Here is a 25,576-nt window from a genome sequence, read left to right on the forward strand (position 1 = left end):
GACTCAGGGCAGGGCGAGGCGCGCGGCGACCGCCGCGATGTGCTCGTCGGACTCGGTCAGCGCCGCCCGGACGTGCCGCGCGCCGCCCGGGCCGTAGAAGACGCCGGCAGCGACCAGGATCCCCCGGCGGGCCAGCCAGTCCACCGTCGCCCAGCAGTCCTCGCCCCGGGTCATCCACAGGTAGAGCCCGGCCTCGGAGTGCTCGACCGTGAACCCGGCCCCGGTGAACGCGGCCAGCAGCCGCTCCCGCCGGGCCCGGTAGCGCTCCCGCTGGGCGTCGGCGTGCTCCTGGTCGCCGAGCGCGGCGATCATCGCCGCCTGCACCGGGGCGGGCACGATCATGCCGGCGTGCTTGCGCACCTTCAGCAGCTCGGCGACCAGGGCGGGGTCGCCGGCGACGAGGCCCGCCCGGTACCCGGCGAGGTTGGAGCGCTTGGACAGCGAGTGCACCGCCAGCAGCCCGTCGTACGACCCGCCGCAGACCTCGGGCGCGAGCACGGAGACCGGCTCGGCGGCGGCCGACCAGCCCAGCGGCAGGTAGCACTCGTCGCTGGCCACCACGGCACCCCGCTCGCGGGCCCAGTCGACCACCTTGCGCAGGTGGTTGGCGGGTAGCACCCGGCCGGTCGGGTTGCCGGGCGAATTCACCCAGACCAGTCGGACCCGGGGGTCGGGGCCGAGCGCGGTCAGCGAGTCGGTGCGCACGGTGATGGCACCGGCGAGCCGCACCCCGTCCTCGTACGTCGGGTAGCAGACCGACGGCACCACGACGACGTCACCGGGGCCGAGGCCGAGCAGGGTGGGCAGCCACGCCACCAGCTCCTTGGAGCCGATGGTGGGCAGCACCCCGAGGCCGTCGACGCCCGCGCCGCAGACCCGGGCCACCCAGTCCGCGATGGCGGCCCGCAGGGCGGGCGTGCCGGCGGTCAGCGGGTAGCCGGGGGCGTCGGACGCGTCGACCAGGGCCTGCCGGATGACCGGGGGCACCGGGTCGACCGGGGTGCCGATCGAGAGGTTGATCAGGCCGTCCGGGTGGGCCGCGGCCACTGCGGCCGCGGCTTCCAGGGTGTCCCAGGTGAAGTCGGGCAGCCGTGACGAGATCGGCTCGGGCCGGTTCAGTGGCCTTCTCCGCGTGGCGGCTGGCCCGCGACGAAGGTCGCGTCCTTCTCCACCTTGCCGATCTTCGAGGCGCCACCGGGCGAGCCCAGGTCCTCGAAGAACTCGTAGTTCGCCCCGGTGAAGTCCTTCCACTGCTCCGGGACGTCGTCCTCGTAGAAGATCGCCTCGACCGGGCACACCGGCTCGCAGGCACCACAGTCGACGCACTCGTCGGGGTGGATGTAGAGCATCCGGTTTCCCTCGTAGATGCAGTCGACCGGGCATTCCTCGATGCATGCCTTGTCGAGCACATCCACGCATGGCTCGGCGATGATGTAGGTCACCGGTCTTCTCCTCCGCAAGACACGCCGCGATCACCCGCGACGGTTAGAGCCTAGTATCTCGCCGGGGAGGGGGTCGATCGTGCTCCGACAGCAGGATGTGGGACACCGGATCGTGGTTCGCCGGATTGTGGGGATTCGCGAAGGCCGGCCGCTCTTCTCGGACGCCCTCGGCGAGCTGGTCGAGCTGACCGAGACCCATCTCACCCTGACCACCGCGCAGGGTCGGCTCCAGGTTCCGGTGGGCGAGGTGCACCGGGCCAAGCGGGTGCCGCCGGCCCGCCGGCCGACGGCCGCCGCGGTGGTGGCGCTGGAGCTGGCCGCCGACGCGGCGTGGCCGGCCCCGACCCGGGGGCGGCTCGGCGACTGGCTGCTGCGCAGCGCCGAGGGCTGGACCGGCCGGGCGAACTCGGCCCTGCCGGTCGGCGACCCGGACCGGCCGCTGCCGGCCGCACTGAACGCCGTCGAGCGCTGGTACGCCGACCTCGGGCAGCCCGCCATGGTCAACACGCCGCTGCCGCTCGCCGCGCCCGTCGGCGCCGAGCTGGACGCGCGGGGCTGGGGCGCCCGACCGCCGGTGCTGGTGCAGACCGTGCCGCTGGCCACGCTGCGGGCGGACCACGCCGGACTGCCGCCGGTCGAGCTGACCGCCGCGCCGTCCGACGACTGGCTCGCCGTCGCCGCCGGGCGCAAAGGCAGCCTCCCGGACGCCGCCCGGCACGTGCTCACCGCCGTGGAGCAGGTCCGCTTCGCCCGGGTGTACGCCGACGGCGAACTACTCGCCGTCGGCCGCGGCACGGTCACCGGTGCGCGGCGGCTGCTCGGCCTGACCCTGATCGAGGTCGTCCCGCACGCCCACCGGCAGGGCCTGGCCACCCGGATCATCCGGGCCCTGGCCGACTGGGGCGCGGCCCTGGGCGGCACCGACGCCTTCCTCCAAGTGGAGCAGAGCAACGCCCCGGCGGTGGCCCTCTACCGCTCGCTGGGCTTCACCACCCACCACACCTACCTCACCCGCGTCGCCCCCTGACCAATCCGGCTCCGGGCCCGACAGGTCCGACCGGCGCGGGCCCTAGCCTGTGTCGAGGTCATCGACGCAGCCCCCTTGGGGGTGGCGACGATGTGCGCGGGTGGCGTCGGGTGCACGGCAGCCTGTCGCGGCGTGATCGTCTGCTGATTTGTGAGACGACACTCCGAGCGAGTTCTCCAGAATCAGCAGACGATCATGAATTCCCACCCCAGGGGGCGGGGGCGAAAACGCCGACGCTGACGTCGTCGCCGACCGGCGGGCAACCCCGCAGCGCCCCTTTTGCTCTGCTGCCCCCGGCGCAACGCTCGCGAAGCGTGACGATTCTGCCGACCTCTCGTGCCGGCACCGAGGCAACGCGGCTGCGCAACGCTGATGCTGGTGTTGCACGGCAGTGCTGGTGTTGCGGTGACGGCAGCAGAGCAAAGGGGCGAGGTGGCATTACCCGCCCGGCACCCCAGCCGCTCGGACGGCCGGCCCGCTGCCCGGGGCGGGGCCCGAGGGGGCGGGTGGTCAGCGGCGGACCGGGCGGTGCGGCTTCGCCGCCTTGATCTCGGCGTACCGCTTGAGCATCAGGGAGCGGTGGTCGCGGCCCAGCGTGGTGAGGGTCAGGTAGCCGATGAGCACGCCGGCGGCGGCGGCCAGCAGGTAGAGCCCGGCCTGGGCCAGCAGGGTGCCCACGTCGCCGTCGAACGGGTTCTGCCCGACCAGCAGCGGCCCGACCAGGACGGTCAGCAGCACCGCGATCCCCACGGCGGCGGCCATGTCGCCGGCCCAGCGGGCCACCGGGCGCTCCTGCCCCCAGCGGAACGCCAGCACCGCGAGGATCGCCCCGATCACCAGGAACATCGCCAGCGAGACCCGGTCGGCCGCCGCGTCGTCGGCGTCGAAGCCGAACTTGATGACCACCCGGGCGATCACGTTGACCACGAACAGCGCCGCCGCGAGCACCCCGACCGACAGCCATCGATTCTTCATCGCACGCCTCTCGCCGCACCGCCCGCCGCGACGGCGGGCCTCCTGGCAGGAATATCTACCACCGGAAGCTGAGCGCTGTCATCAACCGTCCCGGCGGACCGGCGGCGGAGCCAGGACCTGCCGGAACCCCATCACCGCGAAGGTCATCGCCCCCACCACGATCATCGCGAGCCCGACCCAGTTGTCCCCGGCGAGCAGCAGGTCCCCCTCGCTGGTCCGGACGGCCGCCGCGCCCATCAGCACGAACCACGGCGTCGCCGGCAGGACCACCGCCCACCGGCGGCCGACCGCCGCGTACGCGAACCAGCCCAGCGCGATGTTGGCGACGATGGCCACCAGCACGGACACCCCGATCAGCTGCCCGCCGACCCGGACGGTCGACAGCATCAGCTCCAGCAGGCCGGTCGCCACCGCACCGACCACGGCCACCAGGCCGCCGACGACCCGCAGGGCGACGTCGAGCAGCCGCCGCGCCCGGCGCGGCGGGGGCGGGGTGGGGGCCTGCGGCGGGAGGACCGACATCGGCGCGGCGGGCAGGGTCACCGGACGCCGGCCGCCGAGACCGGGGCGCGGCCGGACCCGCCGTCGTCGGGGCCGAGCCCGGCGAAGAGGTCGTCCTCCCAGCCGTACGGGCCGGCACCCGGCCCTTTCTCCCCCACCGCCAGGGTGAAGTACTCGACCCCCATGAACTCGGCGCCGAAGTTGCCGGCGATCGAGTAGAGCCAGGAGGTGTCCGGGATCTGGGTGGCGTGCGCCCGCATCGCCGCCTCCTTGGCGGCGTGCTGCTCGGTGGCGTCGATCCGGGCCGCGATCTCCGGATCGGGGGTGCCGAAGGGCAGGTCCTCGATGTTCTCGATGCCGTCGAAGGGGTTGTCCGACGACTCGGTGAAGTGGCTCAGGCCGGCCTCCAGCACGCTGCGCGGCATGGCCGTCCAGTAGACCTTGGCCGGGGCGATCCCCTCCGCGGCGGCCAGCTCCACCGCCCGCATCGCCACCCGGTGCGCCTGAATGTGGTCGGGGTGGCCGTAGAAGCCGTTCGGGTCGTACGTGATCAGCACCTGCGGGCGGATCTCCCGCATGATCTCCACCAGGTACCCGGCGGCGGTGTCGAGGTCGGCCTGCCAGAACGCCCGGGGGTGCTCGTTGGTGGCCAGGCCCATCATCCCGGAGTCGCGGTAGCGACCCGCGCCGCCGAGGAAGCGGTGATCGGCGACGCCGAGCGCGGCGCAGGCGGCGGCCAGCTCACCGATCCGGAACCCGCCGAGCTGGTCGGCCTCGGCGGCGGCGAGCTGGGCCAGCTCCGGCACGTGGATCTCGCCCTCCTCGCCGAGGGTGCAGGTCACCAGCGTGACGTGGGCGCCGGTGGCTGCGTAGTGGGCCATCGTCGAGCCGGTGCCGATGGACTCGTCGTCGGGGTGCGCGTGGACCAGCAGGAGGCGGTGGTCGGGCAGCGTCGTCACGACGGTCACTCTAACCGGCGGTGGATTCCCCGCCGTTCCCGACGCGTCCGTGCAGGTCGGCCACATCATCGCCGGCCCCGCTCTACGATCCGACGTGTGGACTTTCCGGAGCTGGCCGCCCGTACCCGCCGGTTCTCTCACGGGGCACCGCGTGCCGTCTCGGTGGCCGACGACGGCGCCCGGGTGATCTTCCTGCGCTCGGCCGGTCCGGAGGATCCCGCCGACGCGCTCTGGCTACTCGATCCGGCCAGCGGCGAGGAGCGGCTGGTCGCCGACCCGGCGAGGCTGCTCGGCGCCGGCGTCGACCCGTCGGCCCTCTCCCCCGGGGAGCGGGCGCTGCGCGAGCGGCTGCGGCTCAGCGCCGCCGGCATCGGCTCGTACGCCCTGGACGGGGCCGGCCGGGTGGCGGTGTTCGCGCTGGCCGGCCGGCTGTTCCGGGCCGACCTGGTGCACGGGGACGTGGTCGAGGTGGCCGTCGCCGGCCCGGTCATCGACCCGCGGCCGGACCCGACCGGCGAACGCCTGGCATACGTCACCGACGCCGCCGACGGGGTACGCCGGGGCGAGCTGCGGGTGGTGTCGCCCGACGGCACCGACACCCTGCTGGCCGGCGAGGACGCCGGGGTCACCTGGGGGCTGGCCGAGCACGTGGCGGCCGAGGAGTTCCACCGGTTCCGGGGCTACTGGTGGGCGCCGGACGGGCGTGCCGTGCTGGCCGCCCGGGTCGACGAGTCCCGGCTGCCCCGCTGGCACCTGCACGACCCGGCCGACCCGGCGAGCCCCCCGACCAGCATCGCGTACCCGCAGGCCGGCGGGCCGAACGCCGAGGTCAGCCTGCACCTGCTCGACCTCGACGGCGGCTGGGTCGACGTGCACTGGGACCGGGAGACCTACCCGTACCTGACGTCGGTCGACTGGGCCGACGGCAACCCGCTGATCACGGTGCTGCGCCGCTCCCAGCAGCACGGCCTGGTGCTCGCGGTGGACCCGCGCACCGGGGAGACCCAGGTGCACGCGGAGCTGGCCGATCCCCGCTGGGTGGAGCCGATCCCCGGCACCCCGGCGCACCTGCCGGACGGCCGGGTGCTGGTCGGCGGCGAGCTGGCCCACGACGGGTACGACGCCCGCTGCCTGTTCGCCGACGGCACCCTGCTCACCCCACCCTCGCTGTACGTGCGCCGGGTGGTGGGCCGGCTCCCCGCCGGCAACGGCCCGGCCGATCTGCTGGTCGAGGCGAGTGATGGGGAGCCGAGCCAGCGGCACCTGTACCGGGTCCGGACGCTGATCGGCGGCGGGGTGGACGCCCGTCGGATGAGCGGCACCCCCGGCTGGCACACCGGCGCGGTGGGCGGGGACACGCTGGTGGTCGGCACCGCCTCGCTGGACCAGCCGGGGACCACCTGGTCGGTGTGGCGCGGCGACCGGGAGGTGGCGCAGCTGCGCTCGTTGGCCGCGACCCCGCCGTACGCGCCCCGGCCGACGATGGTCCGGGTGACCGACCGGCGGCTGCCGAGCGCGGTGCTCTACCCGACCGACCACGTCAAGGGCACCCGGCTGCCGGTGCTGCTGGATGTCTACGGCGGCCCGGGGCACCAGGAAGTGGTGGCGGCCCGGTCGGCCTGGCTGGAGCGGCAGTGGTGGGCCGACTCCGGCTTCGCGGTGGTGACGGTCGACAACCGGGGCACCCCCGGGGTGGCCCCGTCCTTCGAGAAGGCGGTGCACCGGCGGGTGGCCGACGTGGTGCTGACCGACCAGATCGACGCGCTGACCGCGCTCGCCGGCAAGCACCCCGACCTGGACCTGGGACGGGTCGGCGTGCGGGGCTGGTCGTTCGGCGGCTGGCTGGCCGGGTTGGCGGTGCTGCGGCACCCGGAGCTGTTCCGGTGTGGGATCGTCGGCGCCCCGGTCACCGACTGGGCGCTGTACGACACCGCGTACAGCGAGCGCTACCTGGGGATGCCGGAGGACGGGGTGGACATCTACGCGCACCACTCGCTGCTGGAACTGGCCGCCGAGCGGCCGGTGTCCGGCGAGCCGGCCCGGCCGATGCTGCTGCTGCACGGCCTGGTCGACGACAACGTGGTGCCCGCGCACACGCTGCGGCTGTCGGCGGCGCTGCTGGGCGCGGGCCGGCCGCACTCGGTGCTGCCGCTGACCGGGGCCACCCACCTGGCCGCGGGCGGCCTGTCGGAGCGCCTGCTCCGCCTGGAGTTGGACTTCCTCCGCACCCACCTGGCATGAACGGCGCGGCCACGGGCCCGAGAACTTGTGGTGATGAACAATCTTCGATCACACTTCCCTGTCACCCCGCCGCCCCGACCTCCACCGGAGAGACGACATGCAGCCGTTGCATCCAGCGCCGACCGCACGGCGTCCGGTCTGGATGTGGGCCGGCGCTGCCGCCGGGCTCGCACTCGCCGTCAGCATGTTCCTGAACAGCAGTAAGCCCCGCACTCCTGCTGCAGCGGGCCGACCGCCAACGGAGACGTTCGTGGTCTCCGGCGCGGTGTTGCTGGGCGACGGCGCGTCCTTCATCAGGGACGACCACGGCGGCTGCGCCGGCACGGGCGACCACGCCGGCATCAAGGACGGCGCACCGGTGATCATCACGACCGGCGACTCGTTCGCTGGTGGGAAGCTGACCGACGCCCGCGCGCTCACCGATGGCACCTGCCAGTTCCGGTTCTCCGTGCCGGGGGTCCCGACCCGGCAGGACACCTACTTGCTCATGGTCGCCGACCGAGGCCCCCGTCAGTACATCGAACACGAGCTCAAGAGCGCCCTGCTGGCCTTGCGAGTCGATTGAACGTCGGCGAGCCGGCAGATCGCGGGCGACCTGGGCGACGGACGGCGGGGCCCGGACAGACAGGGGGCCGCGCGACCAGAAGGAGCCCCTCTCCACGCCGTTGTGGAGAGGGGCTCCTTCTCTAACCGCGGGCTGGGGCCCGCGGAGGCGTCACGGCTTGACGTGCGCGTTCACGAAGGACGGGTACCCGAAGACGCTGGAGACGAAGACCCCGCCGGCCTTCGAGCCGTGCACGAGGAAGGCCACGTCGACGTAGAGCGGCACCACCGGGGCCTGCTCCTTCATGATCCGCTCGTCGAGCTTGGCCCACTCCGGCCCCTGCTTGGCCGGCTCCAGGGCGAGGATCCGGTCGAACTCGGCGTTGATCGCCGGGTCGTTCAGGTACGACTGGTTGCTGTTGCCCGAGGCCTTGATGGTCCGGCCGTCGTAGAGCACCGGCAGGATCGACGCGCCGCTGGGCCAGTCCGCCGCCCAGTTACCGATGTACAGGTCCCAGGGGTTGTCCTTCTTCTTGATCTCGTCGAGCTTCGCGTCGTCCGGGATGTTCCGGACGGTGATCTTGAAGCCGGCCCGCTCCAGGTTGCCCTTGAGCTGGATCGCGATCTTCTGCTCGCCCGTGTTGTCGGCCACCCCGAGGACCAGCTCCGGGGTCTGGCCGCCCAGCAGTTCCTTGACCTTTTCGACGTTGCCGTTGGCCCCGGCCGGGTACGCGTCGAACGCCTTGAAGCCGATGGTGGACGACGGCATCAGCGTGGTCATCGGCTGGGCCGCGCTCTGCCCGCCGACCGCCTTGATCAGGCCCTCCCGGTCGATGGCGTAGTTCAGCGCCTGGCGGATCTTCAGGTCCTTGACCCGCTGATTGTTGATCACGAGCTGGTTGGCGCTCGGCGTCGGGGAGATGATCGTCCGCGACTTCAGCGCCGCGTCCTGGGCCACCTTGGCGACCAGCGAGGACGGCACGTAGTTGAAGGCGACCGCGCTCTGGTCGGCGCCGTTGTCGGCGATCACCCGGTTGTTCGCGGCGTCGGCGGTGGGGCCGAAGCTCCAGACGAACTGGTCCGGGTACTGGTGGCGCACCGGGTCGGTGTTGGCGTCCCAGTGGGGGTTGCGGTCCAGGGTGAGCTGCACGCCGGCCTGGTTCTTGGCGACCTTGTACGGGCCGGAGGAGAACGGCCGCTGGTCCAGGTTGACCCCGGTGTCCTTGTCGGCCTTCAGCGGCGCGCTGGTCGGCAGCGACACCGCGAACGGCAGGTCGCAGCGGGCCTTGGCGAACTCGAAGCGCAGGGTCTTCGCGTCCGGGGCGGTCAGCCCCGGCGGCAGCGAGGTCTTGTTCTTCTTGAAGTCCCACTTCGTGTCGAACTCCGGGCTGTCGGCCAGCCACTCCTGCACGTAGGTCGGGCCGCCGGCGAGGTCCGGGTCGAAGGACCGGGCGATGCCGTACGCGATCTCCTTGGAGGTGATCGGGGTGCCGTCCTCGAACTTCACCCCGTCCTTGATCTTGAACTCCCAGACCTTGCAGTCGGAGTTGACGTTGGTGCCCGGGGTCTCGGCCAGGTCGCCGACCAGGACCAGGCCACCCTTGCCGTCGTCCTTCCAGGTGGTCAGGTAGCGGGCGAAGAGCGGGTTGGCCATCAGGCCCGCGAACGAGTACGTCCGCTGCGGGTCCAGGTGGGAGATCGGGGTCTCCCGGATGATGGTGAAGGTGCCACCCTTCTGCGCCCCGCTCACCTCGGCCGCCGGGCCCTTCGAGTCCTTCGGGTCGGTGGCGATGACCCCGCTCTGCTGCCGGGTGGTGTCCACCGTGGTGCCCTCGCCCGTGTTCTCCGAGCACGCCCCCAACGTCACCACCAGTGCGATGGCGCCGCCTGCGGCGACCGCTGCGCGTGGTCTCATCTGCTATCCCCTCCACCCGGTGCCGCCGGGCGGAAACGCCGACGTCCCGAGGATCGTAAAGAAGAAAAACTTCGAATTGTGTAACGGTTTTCGATAAATTCCGTCGCCGGTCGGGGAAGCCGCCCGTCGGCGGGTCAGCGCAGCCGCACCCGGGGGTCGATCACGGCGTAGAGCAGGTCCACCAGGACGTTGGCCAGCACCACGAAGACCGCGGCGATGAGCACGGTGGCCATGATGGTGGGCAGGTCGCCGTCGCTGACCGCGTTCACCGCGGTACGCCCCAGCCCCTGGATGCCGAAGGTGGTCTCGGTGATCACGGTCCCGCCCAGCGCCCCACCGACGTCCAGCCCCGCGATGGTCACCACCGGGGTGATCGCCGCGCGCAGCGCGTGCCGCCCGTACACCTTGGGTTTGGTCAGGCCCTTGGCCCGCGCGGTGCGGACGTAGTCCTCGGAGAGCGTCTCCAGCATCTGCGCCCGGGACAGCCTCGCGTAGATGGCGGAGTAGAGGAAGGCCAGCGCGACCCAGGCGAGCACCAGCCCGCTGGCCCACTTCACTGGACTCTCGAACAACGATGTGTAGCTCGGCACCGGCAGCCACCGCAGGTTGTAGACGAAGACCAGCAGCAGCAGCGCGCCGACGAAGTAGAGCTGCAACGACGCGCCGGTCAGCGAGAAGCCGATGGCCACCCGGTCCAGCCAGGTGCCCCGGCGCAGCGCCGAGACCATGCCGAGGCCGACGCCGAGCAGCAGCCAGAGGATCGCCGCCGGGATCACGATGCTCAGGGTCACCGGCAGCACCCGGGCGATGGTGTCGCTGACCGCCTCGTTGTTCACGTACGACCAGCCCAGGCAGGGGGCGTCGCACCGGCCGCCCTGGGCGCTGCCCAGGTCCCGACCGGTCACGATGCCCTTCATGTAACCGGCGTACTGGCTGATCAACGGATCGCGCAGGCCCAGCTCCTGACGGACCCGCTCCAGTCGCTCCGGGTTGCAGTTCTTCGGGCACATGCCGGTGACCGGGTCCCGGGGCAGGGCGAAGAACATCAGGAAGCTGAGCACGCTCACCGCGAACAGCGTGACCACGGCGGAGAGCAGCCGCTTGACCAGGAATCGCGCCATGGTAAACCCCTACCGGGACGACTTCGGGTCGAGCGCGTCGCGCAGCGCGTCCCCGAAGAGGTTGAAGGCGAGCACCAGCGCGAAGATCGTGATGCCGGGAAAGAAGACGTACGCCGCGTCGGTCTGGAGGTAGTCCAGGCTGCGGTAGATCATCCGGCCGAAGCTCGGCGTCTCGTCGGTGAGGCCGACGCCGATGAACGACAGCGCCGCCTCGCTGGTGATGTACGAGGGCACCGCGAGGGAGAACGACACCAGGATCGGCGCCCAGATGTTCGGCAGGAGCTGGCGGAAGAGCATGTGTCCCAGCCCGGCCCCGCTGGCCCGGGCCGCCTCCACGAACTCCCGCTCGCGCAGCGCGATGACCTGCCCCCGGACCAGCCGGGCGGTGCTGGTCCAGCCGAACAGGGCGAAGATGGCGATCAGCACGCCGATCTGGAACGCGGGCGGCACCGCCTCGCGCTGGCCGTAGAAGCGCAGGGCGATGGTCGGGGTCAGGGCCAGCGCGATGATCAGGAACGGCATGGCCAGCGTCAGGTCGGTGACCCAGTTGATCACCGCGTCGATCCAGCCGCCCAGGTAGCCGGCGAGGGTGCCCAACAGGATGCCGAACGCGGCGGTGATCACGGCGGCGGAGAACGCGATGAACAGCGACGTCCGCAGGCCGTGCACCATCCGGATGAAGATGTCCCGGCCCAGGCCCGGCTCCAGCCCGAACCAGTGCTCACCGGTGATGCCCCCGGCGTAGCCCAGCGGCATGCCGAAGCCGTCGAGCCGGTCCTGGAACTGCTCGCGCGGGCCCACCCCGTACAGCGCCTCGATCAGCGGCACGGCGAATGCGAGCAACACGAAGAAGATCAGCATCGCGGCACTGATCATGGCCGTGCGGTCCCGCCGCAGCCGGGCCCAGGCGAGCTGGCCGGGCGATCGGCCGACGAAGCCCTTCGCCTTCGGCGCGTCGCCGTCGCCGGTGGACTCGATCTCCGCCAGCGCCACACCCTCGACCGGGGACAGGCTCACCTCGTCACCTCCGCACCACTCACGCCGGCCCGCTCGGACTCCGGGAAGTGGCAGGCCGTCGACTGGGCGCCGCCGTCCCGGGGCTTCAGGGCCGGCTCCTCGGTGGCGCAGACGTCCTGCGCCTTCCAGCAGCGGGTGCGGAACCGGCAGCCCGACGGCGGGTTCAGCGGGGTCGGCACGTCGCCGGTCAGCCGGATCCGGCCGCCCGGCCCGAGCGTCGTCACGTCCGGGATCGCCGACAGCAGGGCCCGGGTGTACGGGTGCTGCGGGCGCTCGTAGATGTCCGCCCGGTCGCCGATCTCGACGATCCGGCCCAGGTACATCACGGCGACCCGCTGGCAGAAGTGCCGCACCACGGCCAGGTCGTGGGCGATGAAGACGAACGCCAGCCCGAGGTCCCGTTGCAGGTCCCGCAGCAGGTTGACCACCTGCGCCTGGATCGAGACGTCCAGGGCGGAGACCGGCTCGTCGGCGACGATCAGCTTCGGTCGCAGGGCCAGCGCCCGGGCGATGCCGATGCGCTGCCGCTGCCCACCGGAGAACTCGTGCGGGTAGCGGTTGTAGTGCTCGGGATTGAGCCCGACCAGCTCCAGCAGCTCCTGGACCCGCTTACGCACCCCGCCCGGCGGGTTGATCCCGTTGACCTGCAACGGCATCGCCACGATCCGGCCCACGGTGTGCCGGGGGTTCAGCGAGGCGTACGGGTCCTGGAAGATGATCTGGAGGTCCTGCCGCAGCGGGCGCAGCTCGCGCCGCCCGGCGTGGGTGATGTCCCGCCCGGCGAACTCGATCTTCCCGGCGGTCGGCTCCAGCAGCCGCACCAGCATCCGGCCGGTGGTGGTCTTGCCGCAGCCGGACTCCCCCACCAGGCCCAGCGTCTCGCCGGGGCGCACCTCGAAGTCCAGGCCGTCGACCGCCTGGACCAGGCCGGTGCTCCGGAACCCGTCGCGCACCGGGAAGTGCTTGGTCAGCCCGCTGACCCGCAGCAACGGCTCAATCGCTGAGCCACCTTCGCTCGCGACTGCGGGACTCCGCTCCGCTACGTTCCTCGCGCTCACCGTGCCACCCCCACATGTGCGACGTCCTCGCGGTACAGCTGGGTGCGCTCCCGCGCGGACAGGTGGCAGGCGACCAGGTGACCTGCCTCGCCGGCCGGGCCCAGCGTCGGGACCTCGGTGCGGGAGCGGTCGCCGTTGCGGTCGGCGTACCGGCAGCGGGGGTGGAAGGCGCAGCCCGACGGGAGGTTGACCAGGCTGGGCGGGTTGCCCGGGATGGGGACCAGGTCCGCGTCCGAGTCGCCGTGCAGCGACGGCACGCTGGAGAGCAGACCCCAGGTGTACGGGTGCTGCGGGCGCCGGAGCACCTGCTCCACGGCGCCGTGCTCGACGGCCCGTCCGCCGTACATCACCAGCACCTCGTCGGCGACCTGGCTGACCACGCCGAGGTCGTGGGTGATCAGGATGATCGCGGAGTGGAACTCGGCCTGGAGGTCGGCGAGCAGGTCGAGGATCTGCGCCTGCACGGTGACGTCGAGCGCGGTGGTCGGCTCGTCGGCGATCAGCAGGTCCGGGTCGTTGACCAGGGCCATGGCGATCATCGCCCGCTGCCTCATGCCGCCGGAAAACTCGTGCGGGTACTGGTCGTACCGCTTCGCCGGTTGCGGGATGCCGACCCGGCCGAGCATGTCCACGGCCCGCCGCCGGGCCTCCCGCCTGCCGGCCCCCGGATGGTGCACCCGGTACGCCTCGGCGATCTGCTTCCCCACGGTGTAGTACGGGTGCAGCGCGGACAGCGGGTCCTGGAAGATCATCGCCATGTCCCGGCCGCGCAGTTGGCGCACGTCCTCCTCCGGCAGGCCGATGAGCTGCCGGCCGCCGACGGAGATCCCACCGGTGATGGTGGCGCGCTTCGGATCGTGCAGGCCGAGGATCGCCAGCGAGGTGACGCTCTTGCCCGAGCCGGACTCGCCGACGATGCCGAGGGTGCGCCCGCGCTCGACGGCGAAGGAGACCCCGTCCACCGCGCGGACCGTGCCGTCGGAGGTGGCGAACCGCACCCGCAGGTCGCTCACCCTCAGGTACGGGCCGTCTCCGCGCTGCTCCGGCACGCCGGGACGGTCGCCCGGTTGCCCGGACGGCGCCGGTGCTGGCTTGTCCACGACCGCCTCCCTCAGTGACGAAGAGAACCTACAACAGATCACTGAGGCTGAAAATAAGCTACAAAACGGGAGCTGTCAGCGGGGGTCAGCGTAACGACTCGGCATCTACCTCCGGTACCCCCCACCAGGACATCGACACTACGCGCACCCCCGGTCGCACCTCGGGTGCGACCATGGTGGCGGCAACCGGGAGACGATCCGCGCCGGATCGAGGTGGAGGTGACCATGACCGCGGCGGTGTTCGACCACGACGGCCCGTGGACCGAGGAGGAGTACCTCGCCCTCGGCGAGACGTCCCAACGGGTCGAACTGTTCGACGGGAGCCTTCACGTGACCCCAGCCCCCACCCCCCGGCACCAGCGAATCTCACGCAAGCTGGGCAACATCCTCGAACCGGCCGCCGAGGCCGTCGGGCTGGAACTGCTGGAGGCGGTGAACGTCCGGCTCAGGCCCGGACGGGTCCCCATTCCCGATCTCGTCGTCACGAACCCGGTCGACCTCGACGATCCCAACGTGGAGGCGCACGAGGTCCGGCTGGTCTGCGAGATCATCTCGCCGAGCAACGCGGCCACCGACAAGGTGCTCAAAATGCACTACTACGCCGCCGCCGGCATCGACTGGTACCTGCTGATCGAGCAGGACACCGGCGCGCTGCGCCTGTACCACCGTCGACACGCCCACTACGTGGAGCACTCGGCGGTCAAACGGGGCGAGGTGCTGGAGCTGACCGAGCCCGTCGTGGCGACGGTCCGGCCGGAGGATCTCGTCCCCTGACGGATGTCGGTCCCGTCACCTAGGGTCGGGCCATGACCGGATTCGACGCGGCGTCCGCGGCCGTACAGGCCGCCCTGGACGCGGGGGCCCGGTACGCCGACGCCCGGGTGATGCACCGTCGGTACGAGTCGATGTCGGCCCGCAACGGCGACGTCGAGGAGCTGACCCAGGACGAGAGCCTCGGGCTGGGCGTCCGGGCGCTGGTCGGGTCGAGCTGGGGATTCCACGCCGTGCCCGACCTGTCCGACGCGGCGGCCCGCGACTCCGGCCGGCGGGCCGCGCGGATCGCCGCCGCGAGCGCGCGGGTCCCCGGCCCGCCGATCGACCTGGTGCCGGCCGAGCCGACCGTCGCGAGCTGGTCCTCGCAGTGCGAGGTGGACCCGCTCGGGGTGGCCCTGTCCGACAAGGGCGACCTGCTGGTCGGCGCGACCGCCACGATGGCCGCCCACGGCGCGGACGTGGCCGAGGGGCTCTACCAGGTCTGGGACACCACGAAGTGGTTCGTCTCCAGCGAGGGCCACCGCATCGACCAGCACATCCGAGAGTGCGGCGGTGGCATCTCGGCCACCTCGATCGGCGACGGCGAGACCCAGCGCCGGTCGTACCCGAGCTACCGGGGCCAGTACGGCACCACCGGTTGGGAGCTGGTCACCTCGCTCGACCTGGCCGCGCACGCCGCCCGGATCGCCGAGGAGAGCCGGGCGCTGCTCACCGCCCCGCGGTGCCCGGCCGGCGAGACCGACCTGATCCTCGGCGGCGAGCAGCTCGCGTTGCAGATCCACGAGTCGGTCGGGCACGCCATCGAGCTGGACCGCATCCTCGGCTGGGAGGCCGCCTTCGCCGGCACGTCCTGGCTGGACCTGGCCCAGCTCGGCTCGCTGCGCTACGGCTCCGAGCTGATGAACGTCACCATCGACCCGACCATCCCCGGCGCGCTGGGCAGCTTCGGCTTCGACGACGAGGGCTCCCCGGCGGTGCGGCGGGACGCGGTGCGCGAGGGCCGGTGGGTCGGGGTGCTCGCCGGCCGGGACTCGGCCGCCGTCGCCGGCCTGGACCACGGCGGCAGCGTACGGGCCGACGGCTGGGCCCGGCTGCCGATGGTGCGGATGACCAATGTGGGCCTGGAGCCCGGCCCGCACACCCTCGACGAGATCGTCGCGGCCACCGACGACGGCGTCCTGATGGACGTCAACCGCTCCTGGTCCATCGACGACAAGCGGCTCAACTTCCAGTTCGGCTGCGAGATCGGCTGGGAGGTGAAGCGGGGCCGGCGGGGCCGGATGCTGCGCAATCCCACCTACACCGGCATCGGGCCGCTGTTCTGGCGCTCGATGGACATGCTCTCCTCGGAGACCGTCGCGTGGGGCACGCCGAACTGCGGCAAGGGCCAGCCCGGCCAGACCGGCCACACCGGCCACCCGGCCGCGCCGGCCCGATTCCGCAACGTCCGAGTGGGGGTCCGCGCATGAGTGAGCGCAGCGGTGGTCGCACGAACCACGACGCCGAGCGGCACGCGCTCGACCTCGCCGGCCGGGTGGTCGACCTGGTCCGCCGGCTGGGCGGGCCGGGGGCCGAGGCCGAGGTGGTGGTCACCCGGTCCGAGCTGGCGCTGACCCGGTTCGCCAACTCCTTCATCCACCAGAACGTGGCCGAGTCGGGCGTCGAGGTGCGGCTGCGGCTGCACGCCGACGGGCGTACGGCCGCCGGCAGCGGCAGCGTGGTCACCCCGGACGGGCTGGCCGCCCTGGTCGAGCGGACCCTGACCGCGGCCCGACTCTGCCCGCCCGACCCGGCCTGGCCGGGGCTGGCCCCACCGATGTCGGTGCCGGCCGTCCCGGCATGGGACGAGGCCACCGCGTTCGCCGAGCCCGACGAGCGGGCCGAGCGGGTGCGCGCGTTCGTGGCCGCCGTCGGCGGGCTGGAGGCCGCCGGTTACTGCCGCACCGCGTACCGGGCGGCGGCGTTCGCCAACTCGGCCGGCCACTCGGCGCAGGGCAGCGCGGCCGAGGCGGCGATGGACGGCATCGCCCGGGCCGGCGCGGCGGACGGGGTGGCCCGGCTCTGCGCGGACCGGCTCGCCGACCTCGACGGGGCGGCGCTGGGGCTCCGGGCCGCCACGAAGGCCCGCGCCGCCGTGGACCCGGTCGAGCTGCCGCCGGGCCCGTACGAGGTGGTGCTGGAGCCGGCCGCCGTGGCCGACCTGCTGCACAACTTCGCCATGTGGGGCTTCAACGGCAAGCGGTTCGCCGAGCGGCAGTCGTTCGCCGAGCCGGGCATCGCCCAGTTCGATCCGGCGGTGACGCTCGTCGACGACCCGCTCGGCGGCTCCGGGCTGCCGTTCGACGCCGAGGGCACCGGCCGACGGGCACTGACCCTGGTGGACGCGGGCACCACGGTCGCCGTGGCGCACGACCGGCGCAGCGGCGCGCAGGCCGGCGCGGGCTCCACCGGGCACGCGGAGCCGGGGGCGACCACCTTCGGCCCGACCCCCGGCAACCTGCGGCTCACCGGCGCCGCAGGGGTGGCCGCCGCCGGGGCCACCCGGGAAACGGGCACCCCTGTGGCGGGTGTCACTGCGGCTGGCGGTGGGCCGGAGACGCCGGGCGGGCCGGTGGGCGGGGCGCTGGGCGGGGCGGAGACGCCGGGCGGGCCGGTGCTCGACGCCGAGACCGCCGCCCTGGTCGCCGGGATGGAACGTGGACTGCTGGTCAGCGACCTCTGGTACACCCGGGTGCTGGACACCAAGAGCCTGGTGATCACCGGGCTGACCCGCAACGGGGTCTGGCTGGTGGAGGGCGGTGTGCCGGTCCGGGCGGTACGGGACTTCCGCTTCACCGAGTCGTACCCAAGGGCGCTGAGGCCCGGCGCGGTGCTCGGGATCGGCCGCCGCCCGGTCCGGCAGCCGGACCGGGTCGACGGCGTCTGGTGGGACGCCCCGGCCCTGCGGCTGGCCGCCTGGAACTTCACCGGCGGCGCCTCCGGCTGAGCCCACGCCGCGACCGGTCAGTCCCCGGCCGGCCTGCGCGGGGAGGTTCTCGATACCCGGAAATCGAACGTGTTGCGAGGGCTTTTCGGGGGACCGGACACCCGGGACACTCCCTTGCGCGGACGGCCAGCGGAGATCGGCGTAACGTGTGTCACTTAGCTGCGCCGGCACACCGGTGCGGTCGTTGGCTTGCGCGTGACGTGGCAGCGGGTACGAGGTTCGCCGGTCCGCGTGCCGGCCGGAACATGATGCCGCCCGTCAGGGCCCCGTCAGGGAGACGACTCGAATGACATCAACGGCAACGAGGCCGCGGGGCGCGCGAGCACGCGCCGCCATAGCGGCGAAGACGTTGCGGACGGACCGCTGGTGGTTGGCTCCGCTGATCACCGTCGTCGGGCTCAGCGCCTGGATCGCGTACGCGACGGTCCGGGTCTTCATGCACGACAGGTACTGGGTGGAGCAGTACCACTACCTGACCCCGTTCTACTCCCCCTGCGTCACGGAGCGGTGTGTCGAGGGGGCCGCGCACTTCGGGCGCTTCCTGCCCGACTGGTGGATCATCCCGGACGCCGCGCTGACGCTGCCGTTCCTGCTGCTGTTCCGGCTCACCTGCTACTACTACCGCAAGGCGTACTACCGGTCGTTCTGGCTGTCGCCGCCGGCCTGCGCGGTCCCGGACGGGCACAAGACCTACTCCGGCGAGACCCGGTTCCCGCTGCTCGGCCAGAACCTGCACCGCTACTTCTTCTACGCCGCCGCGGTCATCTCGCTGATCAACACCTGGGACGCGATCCTGGCCTTCCACTCGCCCAAGGGCTTCGGCTTCGGGCTGGGCAACATCGTCCTGCTGGTCAACGTGATCATGCTGTGGGCGTACACGATCTCCTGCCACTCCTGCCGGCACATCATCGGCGGGCGGCTCAAGCACTTCTCCAAGCACCCGGTGCGGTACAAGGCCTGGACGTTCATCTCCACGCTGAACGCCAAGCACATGCAGCTCGCCTGGATCACCCTCGGCACCCTGGCGCTGACCGACTTCTACGTCATGGCGGTCGCGTCCAACTGGATCAACGACCTGCGGTTCATCAACTAGAGGGCCTGACATGACCACCACGAATCGCATCGAACGACACCACTACGACGTCGTCGTGATCGGGGCCGGTGGCGCCGGCCTGCGCGCGGCGATCGAGGCCCGGCTCGCCGGCAAGAAGACCGCGATCATCTCCAAGTCGCTGTTCGGCAAGGCGCACACGGTGATGGCCGAGGGCGGCGCCGCCGCCGCCATGGGCAACGTGAACAGCCGGGACAACTGGCAGGTGCACTTCCGCGACACCATGCGCGGCGGCAAGTTCCTCAACAACTTCCGGATGGCCGAGCTGCACGCGAAGGAGTCGCCGCAGCGGATCTGGGAGCTGGAGACGTACGGGGCGCTCTTCGACCGCACCAAGGACGGGAAGATCTCCCAGCGCAACTTCGGCGGCCACGAGTACCCGCGACTGGCGCACGTCGGCGACCGGACCGGCCTGGAGCTGATCCGCACCCTCCAGCAGAAGATCGTCTCCCTCCAGCAGGAGGACAAGGCGGAACTGGGCTCGTACGACGCCCGGATCAAGGTGTTCGACGAGACCACCATCACCGAGCTGCTGCTCGACGGCGAGAAGGTCGCCGGGGCGTTCGGCTACTACCGGGAGTCCGGCGAGTTCATCCTGTTCGAGGCTCCGGCGGTGGTGCTGGCCACCGGCGGCGTCGGCCGGTCGTACAAGGTCACCTCGAACTCCTGGGAGTACACCGGGGACGGGCACGCGTTGGCGCTGCGCGCCGGGGCGACGCTGATCAACATGGAGTTCCTCCAGTTCCACCCGACCGGCATGGTCTGGCCGCCCTCGGTGAAGGGCATCCTGGTCACCGAGTCGGTGCGCGGCGACGGCGGCGTGCTGAAGAACTCCGACGGCAAGCGGTTCATGTTCGACTACGTCCCCGACGTCTTCCGCAAGCAGTACGCGGAGACCGAGGAGGAGGCGGACCGCTGGTACACCGACCCGGACAACAACCGGCGCCCGCCGGAGCTGCTGCCCCGCGACGAGGTCGCCCGGGCGATCAACAGCGAGGTCAAGGCCGGTCGGGGTACGCCGGCCGGCGGCGTCTACCTGGACATCGCCTCCCGGCGCTCGGCCGAGGAGATCCGCCGTCGCCTGCCGTCGATGTACCACCAGTTCAAGGAGCTGGCTGACGTCGACATCACCAAGGAGCCGATGGAGGTCGGCCCGACCTGTCACTACGTGATGGGCGGCGTCGAGGTGGACCCGGACTCCGGAGCCGCGTTCGGCAGCGTGCGCGGGCTGTTCGCCGCGGGTGAGGTCTCCGGCGGCATGCACGGGTCGAACCGCCTCGGCGGCAACTCGTTGTCCGACCTGCTGGTCTTCGGCAAGCGGGCGGGCGGCCACGCCGCGTCGTACACCGATCAGCTCACCGCGCGCCCGAAGGTGGCGATCAGCGCGGTGGAGGCCGCGGTGGAGACGGCGCTCGCGCCGTTGCAGCGCGACACCGGGGAGAGCCCCTACCACCTCCAGCAGGACCTCCAGGCGGTGATGGGCGACCTGGTCGGCATCATCCGGCGTGAGGGCGAGCTGGCCGACGCGCTGGGGCGGCTGGCCGAGCTGCGCGAGCGGGTGGCGAAGGTCAGCGCGGTGGGCGGCCGGCGGTACAACCCGGGCTGGCACCTGGCGCTGGACCTGCGCAACATGCTGGTGGTCTCGGAGTGCACCGCGAAGGCGGCGCTGGAGCGGCAGGAGTCGCGCGGCGGGCACACCCGGGAGGACTTCCCGGCGATGGACCCGATGTGGCGGCGGGTGAACCTGGTCTGCTCGTTGAACGGCGACGCCGTGCGGCTGACCCACAAGCCGCTGCCGAAGATGCGGTCGGAGCTGATCGGCCTCTTCGACCGCGCGGAACTGGCCAAATACCTGACCGACGAGGAGCTGGCAGACTTCGACGCCCTCGTCTCGGACGCCGACGCCGAGGAGGCGGGGAACTGATGGGCACCAAGCGTCACTTCAGGGTCTGGCGCGGCGACGAGAGCGGCGGCGACCTGCAGGACTACCAGGTCGAGGTCAACGAGGGCGAGGTGGTCCTCGACATCATCCACCGGCTCCAGGCCACCGACGCGCCGGACCTGGCCTGCCGGTGGAACTGCAAGGCCGGCAAGTGCGGCTCCTGCTCCATGGAGATCAACGGGATGCCCAAGCTGGGCTGCATGACCCGGATGTCGACCTTCGAGGAGACCGAGACCGTCACGGTCACTCCGCTGCGCACCTTCCCGATCATCCGGGACCTGGTCACCGACGTCTCGTTCAACTACGAGAAGGCTCGGGAGACCCCGGCGTTCGCACCGCCGGCCGGGGTCGCCCCGGGCGACTACCGGATGCAGCAGGTGGACGTCGAGCGCTCGCAGGAGTTCCGCAAGTGCATCGAGTGCTTCCTGTGCCAGAACACCTGCCACGTGATCCGGGACCACGACGAGAACAAGCACGCCTTCGCCGGCCCCCGGTACTTCATCCGGGCCGCCGAGCTGGACATGCACCCGCTCGACGCGCGGACCGACCGCAGGGAGTACACGCAGGCGGAGCAGGGGCTCGGCTTCTGCAACATCACCAAGTGCTGCACCGAGGTCTGCCCCGAGCACATCAAGATCACGGACAACGGGATCATCCCCATGAAGGAGCGGGTCGTCGACCGCAGGTACGATCCCCTTGTGTGGCTCGGTAACAAGATCTTTCGGAGGGGTCAGGTGCCTCAGACCTTCGTGACCAGCGCGAAGCACGGCGACGCGGTGCACTCCCACGCCACGCAAGGCGGGGTGCACTCCCACGCGGGCGACTCGCACGACCCGGCAGCCGAGGCCCAGGCCCAGGCCGGCGTCAACTGGCACCGCGAGGTGCCGAGGCCGACCGCCCCGGCCGTGGACGACAACGGCAGGCTCCCGCTGACGGAGCTCACCTTCGACCGGGCCGCCGCGCCGTCGCCGTTCGGCGACGACGTGACGTTCCCACTGCCCCCGGAGCACCTGAACTTCGCCCACCCGGAGCAGGACAAGCACTGAGCACGGCGACGCGGACGGGGGCCACGGCACACGCCGGCGGCCCCCGTCCGCATTTCGCCCGTACGCCCGCTTCCGCCGGTCAGTCGGCGGTGAGCATCGGGCGCAGGGCGGCGACGATCGGGGCGTCGGCGGGGAGCCAGGTGACCGAGTCGAGCTCGTGGGCGGCCAGCCAGCGCAGGGCGGAGTGTTCCAGCGCCTGCGGCTGGTCGCCGTGCAGCAGGCTGGCGGCGTACACCTTGAGCACGGAGCGGCCGTGGGCCATCCGCACGTTGCGGCCCACCCGGTCGCCTACCGCCACGCGTACGGCCAGTTCCTCGGCGCACTCGCGGACCAGCGCGGCGGTCTCGCTCTCCCCCGGCTCCACCTTGCCGCCCGGGAACTCCCACATTCCGGCGACCTCGGGCGGGGCGGACCGGGCGCAGGCGAGCACCCGCCCGTCCGCGATGATCGCCGCGCCGACGATCACCTTTGGTTCCTGTCGTTCGGTCTGTCCGCTCTCGCTGGCCCGTTCGGTCTGCACGGGCGTCCAGGGTGCCAGATCAATCGGCGGTTTGGGTACCGTGACCGTCCGCCAGGCCAGTAGAAGTAGGAAGTGTGGGCGTGGACACACCCTCGGTCGGACGACAGACTTGAGCCACCGGCATAGACACGGGACGGCGACGATTTGGCCACAAGCCGGCAACGACGCCTGGGAGGTGCGGTGATGCGCGTGCTGTTCAGGGGACGGACGAAGCACGACTACCTAAGCGACGCACTGACTCTGTTGACCGGATGGACCCGGGAGGGTGAGGAACTCCGGCGCACGCTGGTGATGGACGACGCCCAGCACGCCGCGCTCACCGAGCGGGTCAAGGTGGTCGCCGACGCCCTGCACCTGCGCCCCGAGATCACCCGCCGGGACGACCGGACCCAGATCCGGGTCGGGCACGGCGACGACGAGCCGCTCACCGAGGGCGAGGTCTTGCTGGCGGCCCGCATCGAGGACGTGTACCGGGCCGTCACCAGCGTCTGAGAGCTTCCTGAGAATCTTTGTTTTGCCCGAAGGGTGCAGGGGTACTGAATCGGTGCGGGACGAGACAACTTTCCCGCAAAGGTTCAACCTGACGAATCGCATTTATTCGGGAGCTGACATGACTGCGCCGACCACCAGCACCAAGCACGTGACAGACCACGCCGACCGCCACCCGGGCCACGACGTCCACCACGTGGCCCGGCACGGCGACGAGACAAAGCCGTCGTGGAAGACCACCGAGCTGGCCGTCTACCTGCTGGCGGTCATCGGCGTGCTGATCGCCTCGCAGACCGTCGGTGACGGCGCGGCCAACAACGGCGCGGACTACTTCGCGGCCGACAAGGCCTGGTGGTACATCACCCTGCTGACCATCGGTTACCTGGTCAGCCGTGGCCTGGCGAAGTCCGGCAGCCGCACCCACGACAACGACCCGCGCACCAACCGGTAAGCGCATTCGCGACGGAGCCCCGCCGACGCATCGACGATGCCCGGCGGGGCTCCGTCGCGTCCAGGGCCCCACCATGCTGTGCCGCCTCGACCGGGTCCGACCGGCTGGGCGTTGGCGCGGCCGACCTACCGTGGGACGCATGGCCAACGCGACGTACGACCGCAAGGAGCAGTTCCAGCAGATCCAGAGCGGCCTCCTCGACGGTGAGCAGATCATCTCCGTCTACGACGCCGTGGGCACCGGCACCGGGTTCATCGGCCTCACCGACCGGCGCGTGATCATCCAGGACCGGTCCTTTGTCGGCAAGCGGTACGCGATCACCAGTATCCCGTACTCGAAGATCACCAGCGTGAGCGTGGTGAGCAACAAGTCGTGGGGCGGGTCGTTCTTCTCCACCGGCGCGATCGCGATCCACGTCGGCACCCACACGTACGAGGTCGAGTTCCGGGGCGCGGAGAAGAGCCACCACGTGCACAACGTGATCCTGCACTACATCTCCTGACGATGTCGCCCTAGGCCCAACGGGAGACGCACGGCCACGTCTTCGGCGGCAGGCAAGCGCGTGCGCCTCCCGGGAACCGCCGGCGTCGGCCAGGCGTACAAGATCGTGCTCGATCCCGGAAAGGGTGGCCTCCTCCCCGCAACGAGGCCACGCTTTCCCTGATCGAGCACGATTTTGTTTCCCGATCCAGCGCGATCGTGGGGCTCGTGTGCACTCATACGGACCCAGGCCCCGTCAGGGGTTCGCCGGCGCCCACCCGCGCAGGGAACAAGCCTGAACGCGATGCCTGTCGACGGTCGCGCTAGGCCTCGTCGGTGAGGCGTAGTTCCCGGCACACACGACACCTGCCGCCCCACTCATCCCGGTCCCAGTCGTGCTCGGTCCGGACCTGGGTGACCTCGTCACAGACCTCGCAGACCTGGGCGTAGTCGCAGGGCTCGGGAGAATGAAACCGTCGCTGAGGTGCGGGCAGGTCGGCCACCAGCACGGAACGAGTCCGGTTGTGCTGGCGCCACCTCGACTCGTGCCCGCACCGGACGCAGTCGGCAACCCGCTCGCAGGGATCCGTCGTCCTACGGCCCCGGCCGTACGTGTGGATGACCTTGGCGGAGAAGAACTGCCCGCAGTGCCGGCACCGCCGCTCGCAGCGGCACGGGTCGTCGGAGTCGGTGAACTCGGACGGGATGTGCAGCCTGAACCGGCAGAGGGCCCGTCGAATCTTGCCCGTCCGCTGCGGAACTGGCATCGCGCGTCCTAACCTCGGCTGCGACAGGTGTCGATGACACTACGCCCCGCCATTCCCCTCCGCTACCGAGCGCGACGCCCCGGCCACCGCCAAGCCGCGCACGGGTCGGCGGCCCTCGCCCGAGGGCCCTACCGTCGTGGACATGACGACAGTGATGGTTATCTTCGGATTGGCCCTGGTGCTGGGCGGGGCCGCGTTCATCGTGGTCGCCTGGCGGGACCGGCGGCGGCAGCCCACCCCGGAGGACTCGGCGGCGGCCCGCGAGGCGGCCAGCACCCAGGAGCGGTACGCGGCCGAGCGGCACGGCGTCCAGGGCGACGTGTGGCAGCGGGGGCAGAACTCCCAGGGCTGACCGGGCGCGGCCCGACCCGCCGCCGGCCGCCCGCCTGGTTGGCTGGCTGGCTGGCTGCTGCGCGCTGCCGGCGCACCGGTCCGCCGAGGGTCAGCGGCTCGGCCGACGGGTGCAGGATCCGTCGTGGTCGGCCCGGAGCAGGCAGCGCCGGCCGCCCGGCAGGCGCAGGTCGCAGAAGACCCGATGCCGTACGCCCTGCTCGTCCTCGGCCGACACGGTGGTCTCCCCCGGGTCCGCCGAGGAGAGCACGCCCGCCCAGCGCGCCACCACCCGGGCGAGCCGCACCGCGCCGACCAGGTCCGGGGCGAGGACGGGCAGGTGGATGACGAACCGCCCCCGGGCCGCCATCAGTGCCGGCCCGCGTTGGGTCGGCGAGCCTGCTCGGCCCGCAGTCGCCGCAACTCGGAGCCGAGCCGCGCCGTCTCCAGCCGGGCCGCCCGCAGCGCGTCGTAGTGCACGGCCAACTCGGTGGCCAGCCGGTCCAGGAACGCCTGCACCTCCCCCGGGTCCAGGCCACGTCGGCCGAACCGGGCCGACCGGAACCGCTGCGTCCGCACCTGCCAGGGCAGCAGCGACACGAATGCCGAGGAGCGCGGGCAGGAGGACGAAGCCCTGCGCCTCCACGACGCCCGCCCGGGCCCGCCGGACCACCTGAAGAAACCGCGCACCACCGATCACCCCTCCCCGCATCGGACCAGCCTCATTCGGTAGAACCCGGTGCACCTCAGCGTTTCCGCCCAGACACCGAATGCAACTGGG

27 protein-coding genes are annotated in these 25,576 nt (G+C 71.8%); 13 read left to right on the top strand and 14 right to left on the bottom strand.

Annotated elements, in window-relative coordinates; translation table 11 throughout:
* Positions 1 to 3: 3 nt before the first annotated feature.
* Both dapC and fdxA read right to left on the bottom strand, forming a co-directional pair.
* Positions 4 to 1,119: a succinyldiaminopimelate transaminase gene (dapC, locus tag ACQPZO_RS26130; RefSeq protein ID WP_433351265.1), complete on the bottom strand. Its 1,116-nt coding sequence runs from the start codon at positions 1,117 to 1,119 to the stop codon at positions 4 to 6.
* On the bottom strand, positions 1,116 to 1,442 hold the full coding sequence (fdxA, locus tag ACQPZO_RS26135) for a ferredoxin (RefSeq protein WP_387015356.1): 327 nt from the start codon (positions 1,440 to 1,442) through the stop codon (positions 1,116 to 1,118). The genes dapC and fdxA overlap by 4 nt, the downstream gene beginning before the upstream one ends.
* Before the next feature lie 79 nt (positions 1,443 to 1,521).
* Here fdxA and ACQPZO_RS26140 point away from each other — a divergent pair, with 79 nt between their 5' ends.
* Positions 1,522 to 2,469, top strand: a complete 948-nt coding sequence (locus tag ACQPZO_RS26140; RefSeq protein ID WP_433344586.1) for a GNAT family N-acetyltransferase — start codon at positions 1,522 to 1,524, stop codon at positions 2,467 to 2,469.
* Between the two features lie 510 nt (positions 2,470 to 2,979).
* Here ACQPZO_RS26140 and ACQPZO_RS26145 read toward each other — a convergent pair.
* The 3 genes from ACQPZO_RS26145 to mshB form a co-directional block, all read right to left on the bottom strand.
* Positions 2,980 to 3,444, bottom strand: a complete 465-nt coding sequence (locus ACQPZO_RS26145; protein WP_433344587.1) for a hypothetical protein — start codon at positions 3,442 to 3,444, stop codon at positions 2,980 to 2,982.
* A gap of 81 nt (positions 3,445 to 3,525) precedes the next feature.
* Positions 3,526 to 3,966: a hypothetical protein gene (locus ACQPZO_RS26150; RefSeq protein ID WP_433344588.1), complete on the bottom strand. Its 441-nt coding sequence runs from the start codon at positions 3,964 to 3,966 to the stop codon at positions 3,526 to 3,528.
* Between the two features lie 17 nt (positions 3,967 to 3,983).
* The gene (gene mshB / locus ACQPZO_RS26155) at positions 3,984 to 4,913 is read right to left on the bottom strand and encodes an N-acetyl-1-D-myo-inositol-2-amino-2-deoxy-alpha-D-glucopyranoside deacetylase (protein WP_433344589.1); all 930 of its coding nucleotides are present in this window, start codon (positions 4,911 to 4,913) and stop codon (positions 3,984 to 3,986) included.
* Between the two features lie 87 nt (positions 4,914 to 5,000).
* Between mshB and ACQPZO_RS26160 the strand changes: the two genes are divergently transcribed.
* Together ACQPZO_RS26160 and ACQPZO_RS26165 are read left to right on the top strand one after the other, a co-directional pair.
* A complete protein-coding gene (locus tag ACQPZO_RS26160) occupies positions 5,001 to 7,145 on the top strand; it encodes a prolyl oligopeptidase family serine peptidase (RefSeq protein WP_433344590.1) in 2,145 nt (714 codons plus the stop codon).
* 250 nt (positions 7,146 to 7,395) lie between these two features.
* Entirely contained in the window at positions 7,396 to 7,710 is a 315-nt protein-coding gene (locus ACQPZO_RS26165) for a hypothetical protein (RefSeq protein ID WP_433344591.1), read from the top strand.
* 150 nt (positions 7,711 to 7,860) lie between these two features.
* Here ACQPZO_RS26165 and ACQPZO_RS26170 read toward each other — a convergent pair whose 3' ends face one another.
* The 5 genes from ACQPZO_RS26170 to ACQPZO_RS26190 form a co-directional block, all read right to left on the bottom strand.
* The gene (locus ACQPZO_RS26170; RefSeq protein ID WP_433344592.1) at positions 7,861 to 9,603 is read right to left on the bottom strand and encodes an ABC transporter substrate-binding protein; all 1,743 of its coding nucleotides are present in this window, start codon (positions 9,601 to 9,603) and stop codon (positions 7,861 to 7,863) included.
* 134 nt (positions 9,604 to 9,737) lie between these two features.
* The gene (locus ACQPZO_RS26175; protein ID WP_433344593.1) at positions 9,738 to 10,724 is read right to left on the bottom strand and encodes an ABC transporter permease; all 987 of its coding nucleotides are present in this window, start codon (positions 10,722 to 10,724) and stop codon (positions 9,738 to 9,740) included.
* Between the two features lie 9 nt (positions 10,725 to 10,733).
* On the bottom strand, positions 10,734 to 11,741 hold the full coding sequence (locus tag ACQPZO_RS26180) for an ABC transporter permease (RefSeq protein ID WP_433344594.1): 1,008 nt from the start codon (positions 11,739 to 11,741) through the stop codon (positions 10,734 to 10,736).
* A complete protein-coding gene (locus ACQPZO_RS26185; protein WP_433351267.1) occupies positions 11,738 to 12,739 on the bottom strand; it encodes an ABC transporter ATP-binding protein in 1,002 nt (333 codons plus the stop codon). Before ACQPZO_RS26185 ends, ACQPZO_RS26180 begins: the two co-directional genes overlap by 4 nt.
* Before the next feature lie 56 nt (positions 12,740 to 12,795).
* On the bottom strand, positions 12,796 to 13,848 hold the full coding sequence (locus tag ACQPZO_RS26190) for an ABC transporter ATP-binding protein (RefSeq protein WP_396670742.1): 1,053 nt from the start codon (positions 13,846 to 13,848) through the stop codon (positions 12,796 to 12,798).
* Between the two features lie 276 nt (positions 13,849 to 14,124).
* Here ACQPZO_RS26190 and ACQPZO_RS26195 point away from each other — a divergent pair, with 276 nt between their 5' ends.
* The 6 genes from ACQPZO_RS26195 (at position 14,125) to ACQPZO_RS26220 (ending at position 21,758) form a co-directional block, all read left to right on the top strand.
* Positions 14,125 to 14,673, top strand: coding sequence for a Uma2 family endonuclease (locus ACQPZO_RS26195; protein ID WP_433344595.1), 549 nt, complete (start codon positions 14,125 to 14,127; stop codon positions 14,671 to 14,673).
* A 32-nt stretch (positions 14,674 to 14,705) separates the two neighbouring features.
* A complete protein-coding gene (locus ACQPZO_RS26200) occupies positions 14,706 to 16,142 on the top strand; it encodes a TldD/PmbA family protein (RefSeq protein WP_433344596.1) in 1,437 nt (478 codons plus the stop codon).
* Positions 16,139 to 17,659, top strand: coding sequence for a TldD/PmbA family protein (locus tag ACQPZO_RS26205; protein WP_433344597.1), 1,521 nt, complete (start codon positions 16,139 to 16,141; stop codon positions 17,657 to 17,659). Before ACQPZO_RS26200 ends, ACQPZO_RS26205 begins: the two co-directional genes overlap by 4 nt.
* A 286-nt stretch (positions 17,660 to 17,945) precedes the next feature.
* The gene (locus tag ACQPZO_RS26210; RefSeq protein ID WP_433344598.1) at positions 17,946 to 18,752 is read left to right on the top strand and encodes a hypothetical protein; all 807 of its coding nucleotides are present in this window, start codon (positions 17,946 to 17,948) and stop codon (positions 18,750 to 18,752) included.
* Between the two features lie 10 nt (positions 18,753 to 18,762).
* The gene (locus ACQPZO_RS26215) at positions 18,763 to 20,694 is read left to right on the top strand and encodes a fumarate reductase/succinate dehydrogenase flavoprotein subunit (RefSeq protein ID WP_433344599.1); all 1,932 of its coding nucleotides are present in this window, start codon (positions 18,763 to 18,765) and stop codon (positions 20,692 to 20,694) included.
* Positions 20,694 to 21,758: a succinate dehydrogenase/fumarate reductase iron-sulfur subunit gene (locus ACQPZO_RS26220; RefSeq protein ID WP_433344600.1), complete on the top strand. Its 1,065-nt coding sequence runs from the start codon at positions 20,694 to 20,696 to the stop codon at positions 21,756 to 21,758. Before ACQPZO_RS26215 ends, ACQPZO_RS26220 begins: the two co-directional genes overlap by 1 nt.
* Before the next feature lie 79 nt (positions 21,759 to 21,837).
* Here the strand turns inward: ACQPZO_RS26220 and ACQPZO_RS26225 are convergent, their stop codons facing one another.
* Complete coding sequence (locus ACQPZO_RS26225; RefSeq protein WP_433344601.1) at positions 21,838 to 22,278, bottom strand: (deoxy)nucleoside triphosphate pyrophosphohydrolase; 441 nt, start codon at positions 22,276 to 22,278, stop codon at positions 21,838 to 21,840.
* A 183-nt stretch (positions 22,279 to 22,461) separates the two neighbouring features.
* On the opposite strand from ACQPZO_RS26225, the gene ACQPZO_RS26230 reads away from it, so the two are divergent.
* From ACQPZO_RS26230 to ACQPZO_RS26240, 3 genes are all read left to right on the top strand, one after another.
* Positions 22,462 to 22,770: a 4a-hydroxytetrahydrobiopterin dehydratase gene (locus tag ACQPZO_RS26230; protein WP_433344602.1), complete on the top strand. Its 309-nt coding sequence runs from the start codon at positions 22,462 to 22,464 to the stop codon at positions 22,768 to 22,770.
* Between the two features lie 118 nt (positions 22,771 to 22,888).
* Positions 22,889 to 23,218 carry a hypothetical protein gene (locus ACQPZO_RS26235; protein WP_433344603.1) on the top strand — a complete coding sequence of 110 codons (330 nt, stop codon included), beginning with the start codon at positions 22,889 to 22,891 and terminating at the stop codon, positions 23,216 to 23,218.
* A gap of 139 nt (positions 23,219 to 23,357) precedes the next feature.
* Positions 23,358 to 23,720 (top strand): PH domain-containing protein, encoded by a 363-nt coding sequence (locus tag ACQPZO_RS26240; protein WP_387015306.1) that lies wholly within the window; start codon positions 23,358 to 23,360, stop codon positions 23,718 to 23,720.
* A gap of 301 nt (positions 23,721 to 24,021) precedes the next feature.
* Here the strand turns inward: ACQPZO_RS26240 and ACQPZO_RS26245 are convergent, their stop codons facing one another.
* Positions 24,022 to 24,465, bottom strand: coding sequence for a hypothetical protein (locus ACQPZO_RS26245; protein WP_433344604.1), 444 nt, complete (start codon positions 24,463 to 24,465; stop codon positions 24,022 to 24,024).
* A 142-nt stretch (positions 24,466 to 24,607) separates the two neighbouring features.
* Here ACQPZO_RS26245 and ACQPZO_RS26250 point away from each other — a divergent pair, with 142 nt between their 5' ends.
* A complete protein-coding gene (locus ACQPZO_RS26250) occupies positions 24,608 to 24,817 on the top strand; it encodes a hypothetical protein (RefSeq protein ID WP_433344605.1) in 210 nt (69 codons plus the stop codon).
* A gap of 90 nt (positions 24,818 to 24,907) precedes the next feature.
* Here ACQPZO_RS26250 and ACQPZO_RS26255 read toward each other — a convergent pair whose 3' ends face one another.
* Both ACQPZO_RS26255 and ACQPZO_RS26260 read right to left on the bottom strand, forming a co-directional pair.
* A complete protein-coding gene (locus ACQPZO_RS26255) occupies positions 24,908 to 25,165 on the bottom strand; it encodes a hypothetical protein (protein WP_433344606.1) in 258 nt (85 codons plus the stop codon).
* Positions 25,165 to 25,395, bottom strand: coding sequence for a DivIVA domain-containing protein (locus ACQPZO_RS26260; RefSeq protein WP_433344607.1), 231 nt, complete (start codon positions 25,393 to 25,395; stop codon positions 25,165 to 25,167). The genes ACQPZO_RS26255 and ACQPZO_RS26260 overlap by 1 nt, the downstream gene beginning before the upstream one ends.
* Between the last annotated feature and the right edge of the window lie 181 nt (positions 25,396 to 25,576).

It is taken from the genome of Micromonospora sp. CA-111912 (assembly GCF_050948415.1).
GTDB lineage: Bacteria > Actinomycetota > Actinomycetes > Mycobacteriales > Micromonosporaceae > Micromonospora.